The sequence below is a fragment of the Streptomyces sp. NPDC054849 genome (assembly GCF_053610945.1).
On sequence record NZ_JBSGZI010000005.1, the window covers coordinates 79,390 to 99,255 of the forward strand.

Sequence of the window (19,866 nt, forward strand, 5' to 3'; positions counted from 1 at the left end):
ACCGGGCCCGCCCGCCGCGCTGCTGCGGCCGACGGCCGCGTGGCGTGGGCCTGCGAGGACCAGCAGGATCTGCTTACCTGCCGAAGTGGTTCGGCGTGGCCGCCGGCCGAGCCCGCGGCTGCGGCTTCAACGGGCGGGATCTGAGAGGCCCTGGACCTCAAGTGCACTTCGGGTTCTAGGCTTTCCGCAACGGCGATCTTGAACAGCGGACGGAGCGGATCCACCATGGAGTACTCGCACAACGACGCCGAACTGATCCGGCAGCCCATCGACTACTGGAGCTGGGCCGCCTACGACGCGATCGTCGCCCGCACCCGCGGCGCGCTCGCCGGGATCGGCACCACCCAGCCCCAGTGGTGGGTCCTGGCGCAGGTGGCCGGGGCCGCGGAGACGAAGACCCGCGAGGAGGTGACCGAGACCCTGCAGGGTTATCTCGCCGTGGGCGGGGGGATGGTGGGCGAGGAGATCGACACGACCATCGCCCGGGGCTGGATCACGCAGGACGCCGGCGGCCGCCTCGGGATCACCTCCGAGGGACGGGAGTTCTTCGGCAGGGCAGCGGCCCTGCAAGAGGAATTGTGGGCCGAGCGGCACGCCGACGTCTCGGACGAGGAGTACCTGACCACCCTCAAGGTGCTGCAGCGCTTCATCCGCAATACGGGCGGCCGGGCCTGGCACCACTGAGACGTTCCGGGCGCCGCCGGGCCGATCAGCTCGGGCCCGGCCCGCCCGGGAAGGCGCCTCGTGGCGCTTTCGGGCCGCGAGAGCCGCCGTTCAGCAGGAGTCCCCCCAGCACCGTACGCCTGTGATGCACGGGGCGGCCCGTGCGGGTGGTGGCGAGGAGGCCGGCTGCGCGCAGCGCCGAGGCGTGGGCGGAGGCCGTCGCGCTCCTGACGCCGATACGGCGCGCCGGCTCCGAGGTCGTTCGCGCTCCGTCCGCAGTGCACAGGACGGCGAGCCCGCGGGTCACCGAGCCCGCCCTTCGCGCTCTGGTCCGGCCGTTCTGCGGGCCCATCACCCTCGAAGTGAGCACCCCACCCCCCTCTTGCGTTAGTCCGACTAACAGTTTAGTTTCGTTGGTGTCACGAACGTTTGGGCTTCCAATGAATCTCGCCGGAGTGCAGACCATGATCAAGCCGTTCCGCATCGACATCCCCCAGGCCGACCTCGACGACCTGACCGACCGTCTCTCCCGCACCCGTTGGCCCAACGAGGTGGCCGACGCCGGGTGGGACTACGGATTCCCCCTGGCGCGGCTGCAGGAGCTCGCCGAGCACTGGCGCACCGGCTACGACTGGCGCGTGCATGAAGCCGAGCTCAACCGGCTTCCGCACTTCACCACCGAGATCGACGGCCAGAACATCCACTTCGTGCACGTCCGGTCCTCGAAGCCCGACGCTCTCGCGCTGATCCTCACCCACGGCTGGCCCGGTTCGTTCCTGGAGTTCCTGGATGTGATCGAGCCGCTGTCGCGCGACTTCCACCTGGTGATTCCGTCCATCCCGGGTTACGGCTTCTCCGGACCGACCCACCGCCGCGGCTGGGACATCGCCCACGTCGCACGGGCCTGGGCCGAGCTGATGCACCGTCTCGGCTACAAGCGCTACGGCGCTCACGGCGGCGACTTCGGCTCGGGCATCTCGACGGCGCTCGGCGCGGTGGCGCCCGAGCGGGTCGTCGGGGTCCACGTCAACTACCTGCCGACCCGGCCGGACCCGGACGCCGGCATCGAACTGTCCGAAGCGGATGAGGCCCGGCTGGACAAGGTCAGGCAGATGATGGCGAACCGTCCGCCCTACCAGGCCCTGCAGGCCACCACCCCGCAGACCATCGGCTACGCGCTGACCGACTCGCCGGTCGGCCAGCTGGCCTGGATCGCCGAGCGCTTCGCACACTGGACCGACCCCCGCTCGACCATCAGCGACGAGCGGCTGCTCACCGACGTCTCGCTGTACTGGCTGACCGCCACCGCCGCCTCCTCAGCGCGGCTGCACCGCGAGGCGCAGCGGCGGACCGAGCCGTGCCCGGTACCGGTGGGTGTGGCGGTGTTCGCGCACGACATCACCCAGTCGGTGAGACCGCTGGCCGAGCGGTTGTACGACATCAGGCACTGGTCGGAATTCGACCGCGGCGGCCACTTCGCCGCGATGGAGGTGCCGGAGCTGCTCGCCGAGGACGTACGAAACTTCTTCCTCACCGGCATCGAGCACGACCGGCGGGTCGCCGCCCGCTGACGGGCACGGCCGGCCGCGAGTCTCCCGGCACCCCGGGGCGCCGGCCGTCACCCCACCCGGAGCCCTGCTCCAAGACCGCTTCGTTGCGTGGCGCGCAGGGAAGTGGTGCGCGTCATGGGCTAGAACGGTTCCCAGGCGGTTCGGATTCTCGGGGTGATGTGATGGAGCAGACGGGTGTTCCGGACGGGCCGTCGTCATACCGGCTGGGGCCCGGGCGCCGGCTCTTCCTGGGGTTTGCCGCTGCCGCGCTCGCTTCATGGCCTGCTGGTATGACGACGGCCGCGCGTGCCGCCGCCGGCCCCGACGAGGCCGCGGACCGCGTCCGGAGGGGGTGCGGGCTCGATGTGAAGGCCGAGAACGCGCTGCCCGGCTCCCCCGACTGGCGGATCACCCGGACCGGACCGGCGCGTGCCGTCGAGGGGTTCGCCGACCGGGTCAGCGTCCGCCCCGGTGAGCCGGTGGCGCTGCGGGTGTCGACGACGTCGGCGTTCTACACCGTCTCCGCCTACCGGATGGGCTGGTACGGCGGCGCCCGGGCCCGCCTGGTCTGGAAGTCGACCGCTCTGCCGGGCGTCCGCCAGCCACCGGCCAGGACCGATCCAGCCACGCGGATGGCGCACGCCCCGTGGGAACCGACGGCGCAAGTGGACACCTCGGGGTGGCCGGAAGGCTGTTACCTCCTGCGGCTGGACACCAGAGACGGACGGGCCCAGCGCTACCTGCCGCTCACCGTCCGGTCCTCCTCGGCCGCCGGCCGTACGGTCGTGGTCAACGCGGTGGCCACATGGCAGGCGTACAACCGGTGGGGCGGCGCGGACCTCTACAGGGGCTCGACTGGCAAGAGCGGGTCGCGGTCCCTCCAAGTCTCCTTCGACCGCCCGTACGCCAACAGACAGGGCGCCGGCCAGTTCCTCGTGTTCGAGGCACCCGTGATCGCGCTCGCCGAGCGCCTGGGTCTTCCCCTGGCGTACGCGACGGGTCTGGACCTGACCCGCGATCCGGACCTCCTGCGCGACGCAGCGGCCATGGTCTCGCCGGGCCACGACGAGTACTGGAGTCCCGAGCAGCGCCGCCACGTGACCCGGGCGCGCGATGCGGGGATGAACCTGGCCGTGCTCGGCGCCAACTGCTGCTACCGGAGAATCCGCTTCGCGGCCTCGCCGACCGCGCCGGACCGCATCGTGGTCTGTTACAAGAACGACTACGCCCGGGACCCCGGCTTCCAGCAGGGCTCCGCGCCCACGAACGACTTCCGGCGCGCGCCCGCCCCCGACCCGGAGAGCTCACTGCTCGGCGTCATCTACGACGGCTATCCGGTCGACGCCCCCTATGTCGTCTCCCACCCGGACCACTGGCTCCTGGCGGGCACCGGCGCGCGGGCCGGTGACTCGTTTCCCCACCTCGTGGGGATCGAGTTCGACCGGGTGAACCCGTCCTTCCCGACGCCCCGGCCGATCGAAGTCCTCGCGCACTCGCCGGTGGTGTGCAAGGGCAGGGCCTCGTACGCGGATACGGCCTACGTCTCCCTGCCCGGAGGTGCCGCGGTCTTCGCCACGGGCACCATGCGCTGGGTCGAGGCCCTCGACGCGCGCGGGCCCGGTGGCGGCAAGGCCAACCACGGTCTGGACGCCCGCGCCGGACACTTCACGCGCACGGTCACCGCCAACGTCCTCCGGGCGTTCGCGCAGCGGGCGGCCGGGCGGGCCAAGCCCGCCCAGGACAATCTCGCCGCCCACTACGCGGAGGCGAACGCCTCGATCACCACCCCCTCCTCGATCACCACCCCCTGACCCTCACTCCTAGTGGACCTGGATGCCCGCGCCGTACGGTTTGCCGCCGCTGTGGCAGATCGCCGTACTCGTGGTGCCGACGCGCCGCCACGTCGGGTCGTACACCGTGTAGTCCCGCGCGAGGGGCCTGTCGCACCGGGTGTAGACGCGGAACTCGCCGGTTCCGTTGGTACAGGTCCCCGCGGCGGTGGTGCTGGACTGGTACCAGGTGCGGCAGTCGTAGGGGTCGGCGGCCGCCGGGGTGGCTGCCGCGACCGCCAGGCCGATACCCAGAGCCATGGAACTGATCAGTGACGTAACGCGTTTCATCGTGGTTCGTCCCCTCCCGGTGACCGATGGCTTCGAGAGCCGTATCCCCTCTCCCCCGCCCGGGCATGCGCAGCCGCACTCGGGCTTCTAGTCGGGCAGCGTGCGGGAGGCGCCGATCGGGAGGTCCCAGAGGTGGTCGCGGGGCAGTCCTGCGCGGGACCAGGCGGCCAGGGTGCGGTGCAGGGGTTCCATGACCGGCTCGGCGGAGAGGACGAAGGTGGCCCAGTGCATCGGGGCCATCCGGCGGGCGCCGAGGTCGAGGCAGGCCTGGACGGCTTCCTCCGGGTCGGCGTGGACGTCGCCGAGCCACCAGCGGGGGGCGTAGGCGCCGACGGGCAGAAGGGCGAGGTCGATGCCGGGGTGACGGCGGCCGATCTCCCCGAACCAGTGGCCGTAGCCCGTGTCACCCGCGAAGTAGACGCTCCTCGGGGTCTGACTGAGGGTGTCGGTGAGGATCCAGCCGCCCCACAGGGACCGGCAGGTGTCGATCAGGGACCGCTTCGACCAGTGGTGGGCGGGGACGAACTCGAAGCGCACGCCGTCCAGTTCGGCCGACTCCCACCAGTCCAGATCGGTGACCCGGGTGAAGCCGCGGCGGCGGAACCAGCCTGCGAGCCCGGCGGGGACGAAGAGGGCCGTGTGCCGGGGCAGCCGTTTGACGGTGGGGGCGTCGAGGTGGTCGTAGTGGTTGTGGCTGATGACCACCGCGTCCACCGGAGGCAGGTCCTCCCAGGGCACCCCGACGGGGGTCATCCGGGTCGGGGTGCCGAGGATCCGCCGGGACCAGACGGGGTCGGTCAGCACGGTCAGCCCGCCGGTGCGCAGGACCCAGCTGGCGTGCCCGGCCCAGGTGACGGAGACCGTGCCGGGGGCCGCAGCGGGCAGCGGGCCCGGCTCGTACGGCAGGTCGGGGATGCCGCGCAGCCCTTCGGGGCCGGGCCGGAAGGCGCCCTCGCGGGCGAGCCGTGCGAAGGCGCGGACGCCGGGGAGCGGGGCGGTCAGCCGGTCGGCGAAGGAGCCGGGCCACCGGCGGTGTTCACCGAGCGGGCGCGGAGCGGAGCTGCGCTCGGGCTCCGGCGTCGGTGCCGGAGGGGGTGCCGGAGGGGGCGTCGGTGTTGTCAGTGTGGGACGAGGCGCGGGCCGTACCGGAGCGGGAGGCACGGAGGCGGGGGCGGTGGCGGGGGTGGTGGCGTCCGTCCGGTCCCTCATCGAGAAGTCTCCGTTCCGGGTCGGGTCGGGTCGGGTCGGGTCGGGTCGGGTCGGGTCGGGTCGGGTCGGGTCGGGGCTGGCCGGGGCGGGGCTGGCCGGGGCGGGCTGGCCGGGGCGGGCTGGCCGGGGGCGGATCGGGACGGGGACGGGGGGTCAGGCCAGCTCCGCCAGGACCGAGCCGAGGAGGTCCAGGGAGTCCTGTACGTGCGGCAGCGCCAGCGGATCGCGGGCGGTGAGGGCGGCCATCCGCTCCCGCGGAGTGGCACCCAGCAGCGGCCCGGTGGACAACCTCACCCGCAGCGCGCCCAGTTCGTCCGCGAACCGCTGCCCGCCCGGCGTGGGCGCGCCGAGCCGGCCGCCGAGCCAGTCCTCCAGTTCCATGGCGTCTGCGACGCCGTGCCGCGCGAGTCCGGCGCGCAGCGGGGTGAGGTCGGCGTAAAGGTGCCGGCCGGCCTGCGGGGGCCGGGCCAGGGCCCCGGCCTCGAGCAGTCGGCGGTGCGCGGCGGCGGCCACCGCACCGTGCAGGGCGGTGGCCGCGTAGGCGCGTCCGGCGACGACGTCGGGTTCGTCGAGGGCGTGCGCGGCGGCGCCGGCGACGGGACCGGCGACCATCGCGCCCGTGGCGGTGAGGACATCGAGGGTGCGGGCGCACAGCCAGGTCCCGCGGGGGGTGCCTGGGAAGCGGACCACGGCGGCGGGCCAGCCGGCGGGCAGCAGCGCGCCGGAGAGGTCGACCAGGACCGCGGCCTGGTCGGGGAGCATCTCGGCGGGGCTCAGGACCAGGGTGTCGTGGGGGCGGTGGACGGTGTCGCGCCAGCTCTCGTCGCTGACGACGAACAGTCCGGCGGATTCGGCGGCCTCGCAGGCCTCGTGCACCATCTCGGGCGGCGGCACCGTCGCGGTCGGGTCGTCGGCCACCGACAGCAGCAGCACGCGCGGGTCGCCGCCCTCGGCGCGGACCCGCCGTACGGTCTCCAGCAGCGCGTAGGGGTCCGGCACGCCGCCGCACTCGGCCGGGGTCGGCACGTGGTAGGCCCGCCGTCCCAGCAGCCGGACCTGCGGGGTCCACCAGGCGGGACAGGGGCGGGGCAGCATCACGTCGCCCCCGTACGCCCCGAGCAGGGCCAGGAGCAGGGCGGGGGCTCCGGGTCCGGCGGCCACGTTCTCCGGGGAGGTGGCGAGCCCGCGCCGGCCCCAGTGCCGGCAGGCGGCCTCGCGCAGGGCTGTACCGCCGCCCGGGGGTTCGGGGGCGGAGCGCCCGGCGGCCGCGGCGAGGACGGAGAGCAGCTCGGGCAGTACGGGCAGGCCCGGCTGGGGTGCGGGCGGGCCGTACCGGACCGGGCCCCGGCCCTCCGGCGCCGTGCGCTGCATCCCCGCCACCGCTTCCCGCCTTCCGCGCTCGCCGCGCCGCGCCCGTCCTGCTGCGCTCTCTGCCGTGCTCGCCCTGCTCCGCTCCACCGATCCTGACCTTTATACGATTATTTAGGACTGTATGCCTGTTATCGCGACCCGTCGCGGGCGTCAGCCCTTCCGCCCCACCATCGCGAGGAGCCTGGTCTGCGCGTTCGCGCCCGCCGGAACGTCGACCGGCTCGGCGTACATGCCACTGGCCGCGAGCCCGTCGGCGTACGGCATGACCTCCTTGATGGAGAACTCGACGAGGCCGTCGGGCAGTCGGTCGTCGGCGCCGACGGCCCGGGCGAGGTCCCAGGTGTGCACGACGCAGTCGGCGGTCAGCTCCGAGCAGTACGCCGACCCGAGCGTGGGCCCGTACGAGAGCCGCACGGTCCGCTCCAGCGCGCCGGACGCGGCGAAGGCGGCGTGCGCGGCGGCCGAGGCCCTCTCCCAGGCCGCCACCGGGTCGACGCCCAGCACGTCACCGGAGAAGGCGTCGCCGAGCTCCTCGACCGTGCGCCCCTCGGCCACCAGCGGCGGGATCCAGAGCTGTTCCCCGGTGACGTGGTTGACGAGGTCCCGCACGTTCCACTCGCTGCACGGGGTCGGTGCGTCCCAGCGGTCGTCCTCGACCGCGCGCACCCGCTCGCCGAAGAGCCGCAGCGCCTCGGCGTGCCGTTCGAGCAGCGTCTCCGGCATGGCTCTCACCGTCCTCCGCACTGGGATGTCCTCCTGGCCGACCCCTCCTGGAGCCACTCTCCTCGCACCCGCATCACCCTGCCACCGACCCGCCCGCACCCCTTGGCCCACCCCGCGGTTGTCCACATGTCAGAACGCGCATCTCAGATGTCGAACTGATCATCTACCGTGGGACCCACGCTTCGACGAGGAGGGGTACGGTCATGAACGCCGCCAAGGAGACCGCCGTCTACACGCACGGCCACCACGAGTCGGTCCTGCGCTCGCACCGCTGGCGCACCGCCGAGAACTCCGCCGCGTACCTGATCGGCGAGCTGCGGCCGGGGATGTCGGTGCTGGACGTCGGCTGCGGCCCCGGCACGATCACCGCGGACCTGGCGGAGCTGGTCGCGCCGGGCGGCCGGGTCACCGCCGTCGACGCCGCCGAGGACGTCCTCGCGCAGGCCCGCGCCCACGCGCAGGAGCGGGGGCTGGGCGCCGTCGTGTCCTTCGGCACGGCGGACGTCCACGCGCTGGACTTCCCGGACGACTCCTTCGACGTGGTCCACGCCCACCAGGTGCTGCAGCACGTCGGCGACCCGGTGCAGGCTCTGCGCGAGATGCGGCGGGTGTGCCGGCCGGGCGGAGTCGTGGCCGCACGCGACGCCGACTACGCCGCGATGACCTGGTACCCGGCCGCGCCCGGCCTGGACGACTGGCTGAGCCTGTACCGGCGGGTCGCCCGCGCGAACGGCGGCGAACCCGACGCGGGGCGGCGGCTCCGGGGCTGGGCACGGGAGGCCGGGTTCACGGATGTGACCTCCTCGGCGACGGCCTGGTGCTTCGCCACCCCGGAGGAGGCCGGCTGGTGGTCGGCCCTGTGGGCGGACCGGACGACGGACTCCGCGTACGCGGCCCTCGCCACCTCCGGGGGCCATGCGAACACCTCGGACCTGTCCGGGATCGCCGACGCGTGGCGTGCCTGGGGCACGTCCCCGGACGCCTGGTTCTCGGTCCTGCACGGCGAGATCCTCTGCCGGGCCTGACTCCGCCCCCGTGGGACGCGGTTCGAGCGGCGGTGATCGCTTGCTATAGCGTGCCCACGTCAAGAGAACATAAGTACGCCCATTGGGGGACTCCCGCATGACCTACCCGCCGCCGCAGGGACCCGGCCCGTACGCCGGCCAGCCCGGCCCGTACGCACAGCAGCCGCCGCAGGGATACCCGCCCCAGCCGGGGTACGGGCACCCGCAGCAGGCCCAGCCTCCGTACGGCGGCGTTCCCCAGCAGCAGATGTACCCGCAGCAGCAACAGCAGTGGTCCGCTCCCCCGCCGGCCCCGGCGCCGCCGGCCAGGAGCGGGGGCATGGGCTTCATGAAGATCCTGAAGATCATCGGCATGGGGATCGCCGTCATCGTCATCGCGGTCGGCTACTTCCTGAGCCGGGACGACGCCGACCAGGCCGAGGCCGGGGACTGCCTCAAGAACAACGGGTCCACGATCAGCCCCGACCTGCAGGTGGTGAAGTGCGGGGACGCCACCGCCACCTACAAGGTGGTCGAGGTGATCCCCGACACGGTGGACAGCAGCAGGTGCGAAGGCAAGTCGGACGTCGGCTACCACGAGCAGACCAGCGGCGGCCGCCGCAGTTCCGGCAAGCAGTTCGTGCTCTGCATCAACGAGATCAAGAAGTAGACGACGCCGCGCCGCGCCCCCCTACACCGGCGGGCGCATGCGGAAGTCGTACTGCGTAGGCAGGGGGCGGTCCGTGAGGGTGGACCAGACCTCGGACAAGGTCTCCTCGCCCTCCCGGAGGTCCGCGAGTTCGAAGCCGTCCTCGAAGACCCGGCGGGCCGCCGCCACATGGCCCTCCGCCGCGAGCAGCCGGGCGGCGAGGAGCCGGAAGCGGCCCTCTTCGCGCAGGGCGGGCCTCAGCCGGTCCCACACGGCGCGGGCCTGCGCCAGGCGGCCGACGGCGAGGAGGGCCGCCATCGCCTCCTGGCCGAGCGCGGACTCCGCGGCCGTCCACGGTTCGTCGCCGCGGCTCTCCGCGGCCAGGTGCTCGAAGGCCGCCGCGTATCGGTCGGCCGCCCGCGCCGGATCGCCGGCCAGCGCGTCCGCCCTCGCCAGGCAGCGCAGCAGAGGCCACCGCGAGGGGGCCGGCGCCAGCCCGCGCTCCCAGCTCCGTACCGCCTGGGCCACGTCTCCGGCGTGCCACTGGGCCACGCCCAGGTGGTACTCGGTCAGCGGATCGGCCGGAGCCGTCTCCAGCATGTCCCGCCAGTGCGCGGCGACCAGGCTCGGCCCCGGCGGTACCGCCCGGCGCGGGGCGGGGAGGACGCCCGTGCGCCACAGCTCCAGCCACGGCTCCTGGTCCGGGCCGAGCGTGGACTCCGCGAAGGGCGTGCCCGGCAGTTCGAGGCGCCCGCACAGCACCTCCAGGGCGCCCCAGCCCGAGCCCGTCGCCAGCCGCTCCCCCGGTTCGGTGTCGGCGCATCCGCGCCACGCCTCGTACGCCTCGCCCACCCGCTCCCGCGGCAATGCGGTGTCCAGCGCGCCCTCGGCCGCGGCGCGGGCCGCGGTCCAGTCGGCGCCGTGCACCTGCGCGGACTCCGCCGACAGCGGCCCGTACGCCTCCAGCCAGCTGAACTCCGCGCCGCCCTCCAGCCGTACGTGCTCCAGCTGGGTGCGGGCCAGCCCGGCCTGGATCTCCGCGTAACCGCCCGTACCCGGCTGCGTCAGCCACTCCTGCCAGCGCCGGCCGCCGCCGCCCGCCCCCCACACGAACAGCTTGCGCCCGCGCAGCAGCCCGGTGGAGGTCTGTACGAGCCCCTGCCCGGCGGCGTCCAGCGCGGCGATCCAGGGCCGGTCCGCGCCCTGGACCTCGTAGAAGAAGTCGGCCGGATACGCGCTGCCCAGCGGGTAGGTGCGGTCCGCGCCCTCCCAGTGCGGCACCGGGATGCGGCGCAGCGAGCGCTCGTAGCCGAAGTGCCAGGCCTCGTCGGCGGGGGCGAGCACGCGGGTCCCCGCGTCCTCCGGGACGGCGATGTTGGACCACCAGTACACGGGGGCGGGCCGCTCGTGCGGGTTGCGCACACGGACGCCGACGTAGAGGAACCGCGAGTCCTCCGGCAGCCACAGGTCCACCTGGAAGGGCAGGTCGCGCAGGCGCTCCCACTCCCACAGCCGGACCATCACGCCCCCGTCGGGGGCCGGGACGAGCGCGGCGTGCAGCGGGGCGCAGGCCAGGGCGGTGTGCCCGGTCGCGCCGATGTTCCACTCGATGCCGCCGGAGAACCAGGCCCCGTTCAGCGCGAAGTTGGCGGGCTGGAACACCGGGTTGCGGTAGAGGAGTTCACGCCCGGTCGGCACGTGTACGAGCGAGTGGACGCGCCCGCCGAGTCCCGGGAGCACGGTGACCCGCAGGTGCTCGTTCTCGATGACGACCGCCTCGAACTCCTGCTCCGCGCGATCCCGTCGGTACCCGTCGCGCATCCGTACGGGCAGCAGGGAGCGCAACGGCTCGTACCCGATCTGCCGCGCCATGTCGCGGGGCAGCCCGTCGCGCGAGCGCGTGTCCAGGACGTGCACGCCGTCGGGCGCGTGGAGGGGCGGCAGCGGATTCTCGGGGCCCAACGGGGCTGCGGGGAGGGTCAGTACGGCGCGTCGGACGGTGGTGGCCATGAGGGAAATGGAACACGCCGGGGCGGCCCGTGCACAGGGGTTCCGCGGATCACCACCGGTCAGGATGACGCAAAGGCCCCTGCGCGGGACCCGTGTGCAACCCGCCCCCGGCCCGTCGGCAGCTCATCGCAGCCCATCCGTACCCCTGCCCCCACCCGTAGCCCCCTCCCCGCCCCTGACCCCGTCCGGTTTACGCGAATGCGCCCGCCACCAGGTCGGCGAGGAGGGCGCCCGCACGCCCGTCCGGGTCCAGGTCCGGGTCGTAGACCGTGACGTCGATCCCGACGCAGCGCGGCGAGTGCACCAGCACCGCGAGGAGCTCGGCGAGTTCGTCGGGGACCAGGCCGCCGGGATCGGGGCTGTCCACGGCCGGCATGACGCCGGGGTCGAGCACGTCGGCGTCCAGGTGCACCCAGAATCCGGCGGCGGCCGGCGGGTGCAACCCGTCCAGGGCGGCCCGCGCCACCGGTCCGGCACCGCGCTCGCGGATCTCCTCGACGGTGGCCGCGTGGATCCCGGCCGCACGCAGCTCCGCGAGGTCCGGGTCGCCCGGCCGCAGCCCGAAGAGGCGCACGTCCTCGTCCCGCAGGTACGGCGAGCGGCCCTCCAGGTCCGAGAGATCGGCCTGGCCGCGTCCGGTGGACAGGGCCAGTTCCTCGCCGCCGGCGGCTCCCACGGGCCCGTTGACGGCTTCGTTGCCCGGGTGGCGGAAGTCGGCCGAGCCGTCGACGGCGGCCAGTCCGTACCGTCCGAGCCGCCGCATGGCGAGGGCGGCGCCGAGCTGGATCGAGCAGTCGCCCCCGAGTACGACGGGGAACTCCCCTGCCCGCAGGTGCCGTTCGATCCGGTCGGCGAGGGTGACGGTGTACGCGGCGAGGGCGGCGGCGTGGAACACGCCGTCGCCCTCCTTCCAGTCGCCGCGGTCGTAGCGCGGCGGGACGACCACCCCGCCCTCGCGCGCCCCGAGCCGGGCCAGCAGGCCCTGTTCGCGCAGGGCCCCGGCGAGCTTGTAGACGCCGGGTACGGTGCCGGGCGCCGGCGGGCGCAGGCCGAGGTTGGACGGGGCATCGAGGAGCACGAGGGTTCGCATGCCCTCATCCTGTGCGATGGGTCCCTCCGGGGGTCGGCATTTCGGCCGTGAGGGCCCAGCGCTCGTGGTCGCGCCAGGCGCCGTCGATGTACAGGAAGTCCGGGGAGAAGCCCTCCAGACGGAAACCGGCGCCGCGGACCAGCGCGATCGAGGCGGTGTTGCCGGGCTGGACGTTGGCCTCCAGGCGATGCAGGCCGAGGCCCTCCCCTATGGGGGCGAAGGCGTGCGCGAGGACCAGGCCGAGGGCTTCGCGCAGCAGCCCGCGCCCGGCGGCGTGCGCGAAGGCCCCGTAGCCGAGGGCGCCGCACTGGAAGGCGCCGCCGACGATGTTGTTGACGTTGACGAAGCCGGCCAGTGCTCCGGTCCCGAGTTCGCACACGAGGAACCCGGTGCGGCCGGCGCCCTCGGTCAGCAGGGCCGCGTAGGCCTCGTACGCCTCGATGGTGGTCGGCGGGAACAGCCAGGGGCGGTGGAGGTCGCGGCTCTCGTGCGCGCGTGCGGTGAACTCGGGCCCGTCGGCGAGCCGGAAGGGGCGCAGGCCCACCCGCGCGCCCTCCCGCAGATACGTGGAGAAGGTCATCTTCCGAGGCTAGGCGGTATGACAGCATCGCCGGTGTGATCATCACCTCCGACACCCCTGAACTCCTCCTCGCCGCGGCGCGCAACAACGCCGACTGGTGCGACGCCGTCGTGCGCGGACACGGTCCGGGCGGCGCGTTCGCGGCGGACCACTGGGCGAGCGCGCGCCGGACCCCGCCGCTCTACCCCGATGCCGTGACCCTCGCGCCCGGCGCCGCGGCGGCCTCGCTGGTGGCCGGCATCGACACCGGCAGCCCCGGGTGCTCGGTGAAGGACAGCTTCGGCGACCTCGACCTGGCCGGGCACGGCTTCGAGGTGCTGTTCGAGGCCGAGTGGATCCACCGCCCGGCCGGGGTCGCGGTGCCGGACTCGGCGTCGGGCCCGGAGTGGTCGCGGGTCGCCACCCCCGGGGAGCTGGAGGCCTGGGAGGCCGCCTGGGACGGCGAGGAGAGCACCGGGCTGTTCAGCCCGGCCCTGCTGGGCGAGGACACCGCCTTCCTGGCGGCGCGCGCCGGCGGCCGGATCGTGGCCGGCGCCGTGGCGAGCACCGGCGGCGGGGTCGTGGGCCTGTCCAACCTGTTCGCCCACGACGGGGCCGGCACCGACGCCGCCTGGGCGGGGGCCCTCGCCGCGATCACCGCCCGTTGGCCGGACCTGCCGGTCGTGGGCTACGAGCACGGGGAGGACCTCGACGCCGCCCTCCGAGCCGGGTTCACCCCGATCGGCCCGCTCCGGATCTGGCTGCACACCGCCTGACGGGGACGGGCCCGCTCCGGATCCGGCTGCGCACCGCCTGACGGAGCCCTACGTTCTGAGCTCCAGCCGCGGGACGTCGGTCCGCTCGATCCCGAAGACCTGCGCGTACAGCGACAGTTCGGCCTCCAGCGCCCGGACCATGGTATCCGCCCTCCGGAAGCCGTGACCCTCGCCCTCGAAGGCCAGGTACGCGTGCGGCACCCCCCGGCCCCGCATGGCGGCCAGGAGGCGTTCGGCCTGGGCGGGCGGGCAGACCGGGTCGTCCAGCCCCTGGAGCAGGACGAACGACGCGGTGATCCGGTCGGCACGAGCCACCGGGGAGCGCTCGCGGCACAGTACGGCGAGGGTCTGCGGCGGCCCGGCGAGGCCGTCGATGTAGTGCGATTCCAGGTCGTGGGTCTCCTCGGCGAAGCCGAGCAGGTCCAGTACCGGGTAGATGATCGCGGCGCAGGCGTACAGGTCGGTGGCGGCGAGCGAGGCCGCGGCCGTCCAGCCGCCCGCGCTGCCGCCGCGGATGGCGAGCCGGGCGGGGTCTGCGGTGCCCTCGGCGGCCAGCGCCCGGGCCACCGCCGCGCAGTCCTCCACGTCCACCACGCCCCACTGCTCGCGCAGCCGCTCCCGGTAGGCGCGGCCGTAGCCGGTGGAGCCGCCGTAGTTCACCTCGACCACGCCGATGCCGCGCGAGGTGAAGTACGCGATGTGCAGATCGAGTACGGGCGGCACGTGGTCGGTGGGTCCGCCGTGCGCCCACACCACGTACGGGGGCAGTTCGTCGGCGGCGGCCCGGCAGGCCGGGTGGTGCGGCGGGTAGACGTGGGCGTGGATCTCCCGGTTGTCGGGGCCGAGGAAGGTCCGGCTCTGCGGCTCCGGGTAGTAGGCCGGGTCGACCGGGTCCGTCGCCTGCGCGCCCACCGCCCGGGCGTGGCCGGTGGCGGTGTCCAGCTCGACCACCTCGTACGCGCTGCGCGGGCTGGCGGCGACCCCGTAGACCCGCGTGCCGTGCACGGCGAGCGTCGGCTGCCAGGCCGTCCACGGCCCGGCCGCGTCCACCAGGTCGCCGCTCTCCGGGTCCAGGACGCCGAGCACCGGGGAGCCCTGGCCGTGCAGGACGGCGACGAGTCCGTCGGGCAGCGGGGCGAGCCAGCGCAGCCCCGGCTTCCACAGCGGGCCGCCGAACTCCTCTTCCCTGGAACAGAGGTTGACCGCGTGCCCCGTCTGCGGGTCCACGCGGTACGGGTTCCACCAGCCGCCGCGGTCGCTGACCGCGAGGAGGGTTCCGTCGGCGGCCCAGTCGACCTGGGCGACGGCCTCGTCGGGGCCGCCGAGCACGGTCCGGGCGCCGGTCAATGCGCCGTCGGCGGTGACCTCGGCCAGCTGCAGCTCGGTGCCGTCCCAGGGCATCCGGGGGTGGTCCCACACCAGCCGGGCCGCGTGCCGTCCGTCCGGGGAGAGCCGGGGCCCGGTGGTGAAGCGGTGCCCGTCGTCCGTCAGTTCCCGTACCGCGGCGCGGTGCCCGGCGGCCGACCCGTCCAGCGGAACGGCGGCCAGCACCCTGCGCACATCGGTCGGCGCGGGCCCGGTGAACTCCTCCAGCACGCACCAGACCTCACCGCCGCGCAGCACCGGGTCGGCCCAGCGCAGCCCGCCGCCCGTCGCGGACACGGGAGTGAGGGGCCGCGGCGGGGGGCCGCCGGGTGCGTCGGGCTCGTAGGCGTACAGCCGCTGGTCGGCGCAGTGGACGAAGACCAGCAGCGGTCCGCCGACGGGCCGTTCGGCTCCGGCCCAGGGCCGTCCGCCGTACTCGGTGACCCGGCTGCGCACGTTCCACGGCGAGGGCAGTTCGGTGACGTGTGCGCCGGCGGGACCGTCGCCGGAGGCGAGGCGGCGGCGGACCAGGGTCCTGCGGCCGGCCTCCTGCGGCCGGGGCTCGGTCCACCACACCTCGGGGCCGACCGTGCCGACGTACTCGGGGCGTCCGTCGAGCGAGGCGGCGAGCGCGGCGTCGATGGGTGAGGGCCAGCTTCCGTAGGGGCGGGTCGGTGCAGTCATCACCGGGCCCCGCTCACAGGGTCCGCAGTGCGTGGTCGAGGACGCGGACGCCGAAGTGCAGGGCTTCGACGGGGACCCGCTCGTCCACGCCGTGGAAGAGGGCCCAGTAGTCGAAGCCGGGCGGCAGCTTCAGGGGGGAGAAGCCGTAGCCGGTGACGCCGACGCGGGAGAACTGCTTGGCGTCGGTGCCGCCCGCCATGCAGAAGGGCACCACGTGCCCCTCGGGGTCGAACCGCTCGACGGACTCGCGCAGGATCGCGTACGTCCGCCCGTCCACGGGGGCTTCGAGGGGGACCTCCCGGTGGTGGAACTCCCACCGCACGTCGGGGCCCGTGAGGGCGTCCAGGGTCGCGATGAACTCGGCTTCGCCACCGGGCAGCATGCGCCCGTCGACGTAGGCGGTGGCCTGCCCTGGCACCACGTTGAGCTTGTAACCGGCGGTGAACATGGTCGGGTTGGCGCTGTTGCGGACGGTCGCCTCGACCAGGGCGGCGGCCGGACCCAGTTCGGCGAGGACCGCGTCGAGGTCGAAGCGGGGGTGGCGCGGGTCCACCGACAGGCCCTGCAACGCGGCGAGTTCCCTGATGCAGGCGGTGACGGTGTCGGTGAGCCGCACCGGCCACTCGTACGCGCCGATCCGCGCGACGGCGGCGGCGAGGCGGGTGACGGCGTTGGCCCGGTTGGGTTTGGAGCCGTGGCCGGCAGTGCCGTGCGCGGTCAACTTGAGCCAGGCGGTGCCCCGTTCGCCTGCCGCGATCGGGTAGAGGGCGCGCCCGGGCCCGGTGTGCACGGTGAAGGCGCCGGACTCGCTGATGCCCTCCGTGCAGCCTTCGAAGAGGTGCGGGTGCCGGTCGGCGAGGAAGCCGGATCCGTCGATCGCACTGTCCTCCTCGTCGGCGGTGTAGGCGATGACGATGTCCCGCCGCGGCTTCACCCCGGCGCGCGCCCAGGCCCGTACGACGGCCAGCACCATCGCGTCCATGTTCTTCATGTCGACGGCGCCGCGGCCCCAGACCACGCCGTCGCGGACCTCACCGGAGAAGGGGTCCACGCTCCAGTCGGCTGCCTCGGCCGGGACCACGTCGAGGTGGCCGTGGACGAGGAGGGCCTCGGCTGAGGGGTCGGTGCCCTCGATCCGGGCCACCACGTTGGTGCGGCCCCGGGTGCGCTCCAGCAGGAGCGGCTGCAGACCGGCGGCGGCGAGCCGCTCGGCGACGTATTCGGCGGCGGGGCGCTCACGGCAGTCGCCGCCGCCCCGGTTGGTGGTGTCGATCCTGATGAGGCCGGAGGTGAACTCGACCGCCTCGTCGAGCGCCACCTCGTCCACGGCGTCGACGGGGGCCTCGGTGTCGATTGCGCGCATGTCAGCCATACTGCTCCTCCACGGCTGCCGAGACGACCGTCGTGACCGCCTTGAAGGCCCGGATCCCCTCGTACATCGTCTCGCTGGTGTACGCGACCCTGCGTTCCCCGCACCGCTCCACGCCCGGGACGACGGTCGCGGCCATGGCCAGGTGCTCGGCGTCGAACTCCAGCTCCACGGTGAAGGGGCCGCCGTGGACCGGCTCGTGCCGTACGGCCAGGGCGGTGGCCTCCTTGGCGGCGGCCCGGATGTCGGCGGCGGTGCGGGCCGGGGTCCGGCAGACGGCGGCGTAGCGCGAGACATGGTCCTTGACCGCGACGGTCACCGCGTCCGGGGCGTAGCCGGCGGCGTCGATGCACGTCAGGTCGTCGCCGGTGACAAGAACGACGGGGACGCCGTACTCGGCGACGACGTGGGCGTTGAGCAGCCCCTCGCTGGCGCGCACCTCGTTGACCCAGACGCCGGTGATGGAGTTGGCGAGGTAGGTGTGGGCGAGGACGCCCTCGGTGCCGGCGCCCGTGTGGTAGCCGACGAAGGCGATGCCGTCGACGTCGCCGCGCTGGACGCCCTCGACCATGGAGAGGGTCTTGTGGCGGCCGGTGAGCATCTCCGCGCGGGCGTCGAGCCGCTCCAGCAGCAGATTGCGCATCGTCCAGTGCGCCTCGTTGATGACGACCCGGTCGGCGCCGCCGTCGTGGAAGCCGAGCACGGCGGCGTTGACGTCGGAGGTGAACAGTCCCCGGCAGCGCTCCCACTGCGGCGTGCCGGGCAGCACGTCGGCGGGCCAGGTGACGCCGGTGGCGCCTTCCATGTCGGCGGAGATGAGGATCTTCATCGGGCCCCCGGGCGGTCGGTAGCGCTCAGGGCCCCACCCTAGCCGCCCGCGCCCCGGCGACCACGGGGGCCACGCCCGGCTTCCGGCGGCTCACCCGGGCCGGGAGATGCACCCGATCCGGTGAGCCGCCCCCGGCGCGGGCAACGGCCCGGCTCAGGCCTCGACTTCGGCGGCCAGGTTCGCGAGCAGGGTGTCGTAGATCCGGCCGAGGCCCTTGGGCGCGAAGGTGCGCTCGAAGAAGCCGCCGATGCCGCCGGCGCCGTTCCACACGGTGGTGACGACGGCCTTGGACTTGCCCTCGCCGGCCGGGGTGACCAGCCAGGTCGTGACCATGGAGGAGTTGCGGTCCTTCTCCACCAGCTGCCCGTCGGTGGGCTCGGTGACCTCGAGCAGGCAGTCGCGTACGCGCTTGCTGGTGGCCTGGAGCTTCCAGTGCACCAGGGTGCCCTCGCCGTCGCCGCCCTCGCGCACCTCGTACTCGCTGAAGTGCTCGGGCAGCAGCTTGCCCCGGGTCCCGGTGTAGTCCGCCAGCGCGTCGAACACGGTCTCCGCGTCGGCTGCGATGATCCGCTCCGTGGTGGCCTCGACCTGCGCCATAGCTGTTCCTCCAGCAGTTGTGTCCGCTCGTCACGGCGAAGCCAACCACCTCCGGCCCGGCCGCCCAAATCGGTCCCCCGCCCGGGCTGCGCACGCCCGGCCCGCATCCGCCCGTGGCCGCCCCGTCCACCCCGGCCGGGCGGGCGCGTCCCGGGTGTCCCGCGCATGATCGCGTCCCTGGCCCGCGCATGCCGCCCTCCGCACGATCATGGGAACGTTTGTTCTATTCTCGGGCCAGAGCTACCGAGGGAGGCGCTCATGCGCTGGGACAACCTGACCGAGGGCACTACGGGGCCGGCCGCGCTCTTCGGGGCCGACGCCGTCGTGACGCGGACCTTCGACACCCCCGAGTTCCGCGGGATCACCTTCCACGAGGTGCGGGCCCGCTCGATCGTCAACCGGGTGCCGGGTGCCTCGCGCATGCCGTTCGAATGGACCGTCAACCCCTATCGGGGGTGCAGTCACGCCTGTGTGTACTGCTTCGCGCGCAAGACCCACAGCTATCTCGACCTCGACACCGGCCTCGGCTTCGACTCGCAGATCGTCGTCAAGACCAACGCCCCCGAGCTGCTGCGCCGCGAGCTCGGCTCGCCCCGCTGGGCCGGCGCGCACATCGCCATGGGCACCAACGTCGACTGCTACCAGCGCGCCGAGGGCCGCTACCGGCTGATGCCCGGGATCATCGAGGCGCTGCGCGACCACGCCAACCCGTTCTCCATCCTCACCAAGGGCACGCTGATCCTGCGCGACCTGCCGCTCCTGCGGGAGGCCGCCGAGGTCACCGAGGTCGGGATCTCGGTCTCGGTCGGCTTCACCGACGCCTCGCTCTGGCGGACCGTCGAACCCGGCACCCCCTCACCCGCCGCCCGGCTGAGCGCCGCACGAACCCTCACCGACGCCGGGATCGAGTGCGGCGTGCTGATGGCCCCGGTGATCCCCTTCCTGGGTGACTCGCCGGAGCAGCTGCGGGCGACCGTGCGCGCCGTCGCCGAGTCCGGCGCGACCTCCGTGACACCCCTGGTACTCCATCTGCGGCCCGGGGCGCGCGAGTGGTTCACGGCCTGGCTGGGCACGCACCATCCCCACCTGGTCCCGCGGTACGAGCGGATGTACGCGGGCGGCTCGTACGCGCCCACCTGGTACCAGCGCCGGATCACCCGCCAAGTCCACGAACTCGCGGCGGAATTCGGCCTCGGCCCCTCCCGGCGGGGCGCTGCCCGCGCGATCGTCACGCCCGAGCGCCCGGCCGGCGAGGCGCCCGCCGCGGCGACCCAGCTCAGCCTCCTCTGAAGCCCGGC

Annotated in this window: 18 protein-coding genes; 7 read left to right on the top strand and 11 right to left on the bottom strand. The window is 74.0% G+C overall.

What is annotated here, in order from left to right; translation table 11 throughout:
* The first annotated feature begins 225 nt into the window (after nt 1-225).
* From ACWGIF_RS04085 to ACWGIF_RS04095, 3 genes are all read left to right on the top strand, one after another.
* Nucleotides 226-684, top strand: coding sequence for a MarR family winged helix-turn-helix transcriptional regulator (locus ACWGIF_RS04085; protein ID WP_453490698.1), 459 nt, complete (start codon nt 226-228; stop codon nt 682-684).
* Between the two features lie 443 nt (nt 685-1,127).
* Nucleotides 1,128-2,234, top strand: coding sequence for an epoxide hydrolase family protein (locus ACWGIF_RS04090; RefSeq protein WP_453490701.1), 1,107 nt, complete (start codon nt 1,128-1,130; stop codon nt 2,232-2,234).
* Between the two features lie 269 nt (nt 2,235-2,503).
* Entirely contained in the window at nt 2,504-4,024 is a 1,521-nt protein-coding gene (locus ACWGIF_RS04095; protein ID WP_453490704.1) for a N,N-dimethylformamidase beta subunit family domain-containing protein, read from the top strand.
* Nucleotides 4,025-4,033: 9 nt separating this feature from the next.
* On the opposite strand, the gene ACWGIF_RS04100 is transcribed toward ACWGIF_RS04095, so the two are convergent.
* The 4 genes from ACWGIF_RS04100 to ACWGIF_RS04115 form a co-directional block, all read right to left on the bottom strand.
* Nucleotides 4,034-4,303, bottom strand: coding sequence for a hypothetical protein (locus ACWGIF_RS04100; protein ID WP_453490707.1), 270 nt, complete (start codon nt 4,301-4,303; stop codon nt 4,034-4,036).
* A 117-nt stretch (nt 4,304-4,420) separates the two neighbouring features.
* Nucleotides 4,421-5,542, bottom strand: coding sequence for an MBL fold metallo-hydrolase (locus ACWGIF_RS04105; RefSeq protein WP_453490710.1), 1,122 nt, complete (start codon nt 5,540-5,542; stop codon nt 4,421-4,423).
* 153 nt (nt 5,543-5,695) lie between these two features.
* The gene (locus ACWGIF_RS04110) at nt 5,696-6,913 is read right to left on the bottom strand and encodes an aminotransferase class I/II-fold pyridoxal phosphate-dependent enzyme (RefSeq protein ID WP_453490854.1); all 1,218 of its coding nucleotides are present in this window, start codon (nt 6,911-6,913) and stop codon (nt 5,696-5,698) included.
* Between the two features lie 150 nt (nt 6,914-7,063).
* Nucleotides 7,064-7,636 (bottom strand): TIGR03086 family metal-binding protein, encoded by a 573-nt coding sequence (locus tag ACWGIF_RS04115; RefSeq protein WP_453490713.1) that lies wholly within the window; start codon nt 7,634-7,636, stop codon nt 7,064-7,066.
* A gap of 203 nt (nt 7,637-7,839) precedes the next feature.
* Between ACWGIF_RS04115 and ACWGIF_RS04120 the strand changes: the two genes are divergently transcribed.
* Nucleotides 7,840-8,661, top strand: a complete 822-nt coding sequence (locus ACWGIF_RS04120; RefSeq protein ID WP_453490716.1) for a methyltransferase domain-containing protein — start codon at nt 7,840-7,842, stop codon at nt 8,659-8,661.
* A 97-nt stretch (nt 8,662-8,758) separates the two neighbouring features.
* On the top strand, nt 8,759-9,310 hold the full coding sequence (locus ACWGIF_RS04125; RefSeq protein WP_453490719.1) for an LppU/SCO3897 family protein: 552 nt from the start codon (nt 8,759-8,761) through the stop codon (nt 9,308-9,310).
* 21 nt (nt 9,311-9,331) lie between these two features.
* Here ACWGIF_RS04125 and ACWGIF_RS04130 read toward each other — a convergent pair whose 3' ends face one another.
* The 3 genes from ACWGIF_RS04130 to ACWGIF_RS04140 form a co-directional block, all read right to left on the bottom strand.
* Nucleotides 9,332-11,299 (bottom strand): DUF5107 domain-containing protein, encoded by a 1,968-nt coding sequence (locus ACWGIF_RS04130; RefSeq protein ID WP_453490722.1) that lies wholly within the window; start codon nt 11,297-11,299, stop codon nt 9,332-9,334.
* A 190-nt stretch (nt 11,300-11,489) separates the two neighbouring features.
* Nucleotides 11,490-12,389 (bottom strand): arginase family protein, encoded by a 900-nt coding sequence (locus ACWGIF_RS04135; protein WP_453490724.1) that lies wholly within the window; start codon nt 12,387-12,389, stop codon nt 11,490-11,492.
* Nucleotides 12,390-12,393: 4 nt separating this feature from the next.
* On the bottom strand, nt 12,394-12,969 hold the full coding sequence (locus ACWGIF_RS04140) for a GNAT family N-acetyltransferase (RefSeq protein WP_453490727.1): 576 nt from the start codon (nt 12,967-12,969) through the stop codon (nt 12,394-12,396).
* Between the two features lie 35 nt (nt 12,970-13,004).
* Here ACWGIF_RS04140 and ACWGIF_RS04145 point away from each other — a divergent pair, with 35 nt between their 5' ends.
* Entirely contained in the window at nt 13,005-13,724 is a 720-nt protein-coding gene (locus ACWGIF_RS04145; protein WP_453490730.1) for a hypothetical protein, read from the top strand.
* A 48-nt stretch (nt 13,725-13,772) separates the two neighbouring features.
* Here the strand turns inward: ACWGIF_RS04145 and ACWGIF_RS04150 are convergent, their stop codons facing one another.
* The 4 genes from ACWGIF_RS04150 to ACWGIF_RS04165 all read right to left on the bottom strand — a co-directional run bounded on the left by ACWGIF_RS04150 (nt 13,773) and on the right by ACWGIF_RS04165 (nt 18,568).
* Nucleotides 13,773-15,773 (bottom strand): dipeptidyl-peptidase 5, encoded by a 2,001-nt coding sequence (locus ACWGIF_RS04150; RefSeq protein ID WP_453490733.1) that lies wholly within the window; start codon nt 15,771-15,773, stop codon nt 13,773-13,775.
* Between the two features lie 13 nt (nt 15,774-15,786).
* A complete protein-coding gene (locus ACWGIF_RS04155; RefSeq protein WP_453490736.1) occupies nt 15,787-17,136 on the bottom strand; it encodes a M20/M25/M40 family metallo-hydrolase in 1,350 nt (449 codons plus the stop codon).
* A gap of 1 nt (nt 17,137) precedes the next feature.
* A complete protein-coding gene (locus ACWGIF_RS04160) occupies nt 17,138-17,971 on the bottom strand; it encodes a M55 family metallopeptidase (protein WP_453490739.1) in 834 nt (277 codons plus the stop codon).
* Nucleotides 17,972-18,124: 153 nt separating this feature from the next.
* On the bottom strand, nt 18,125-18,568 hold the full coding sequence (locus tag ACWGIF_RS04165; protein ID WP_453490742.1) for an SRPBCC family protein: 444 nt from the start codon (nt 18,566-18,568) through the stop codon (nt 18,125-18,127).
* 258 nt (nt 18,569-18,826) lie between these two features.
* On the opposite strand from ACWGIF_RS04165, the gene ACWGIF_RS04170 reads away from it, so the two are divergent.
* Nucleotides 18,827-19,858 (top strand): Rv2578c family radical SAM protein, encoded by a 1,032-nt coding sequence (locus tag ACWGIF_RS04170; protein WP_453490745.1) that lies wholly within the window; start codon nt 18,827-18,829, stop codon nt 19,856-19,858.
* The last annotated feature ends 8 nt before the right edge of the window (nt 19,859-19,866 follow it).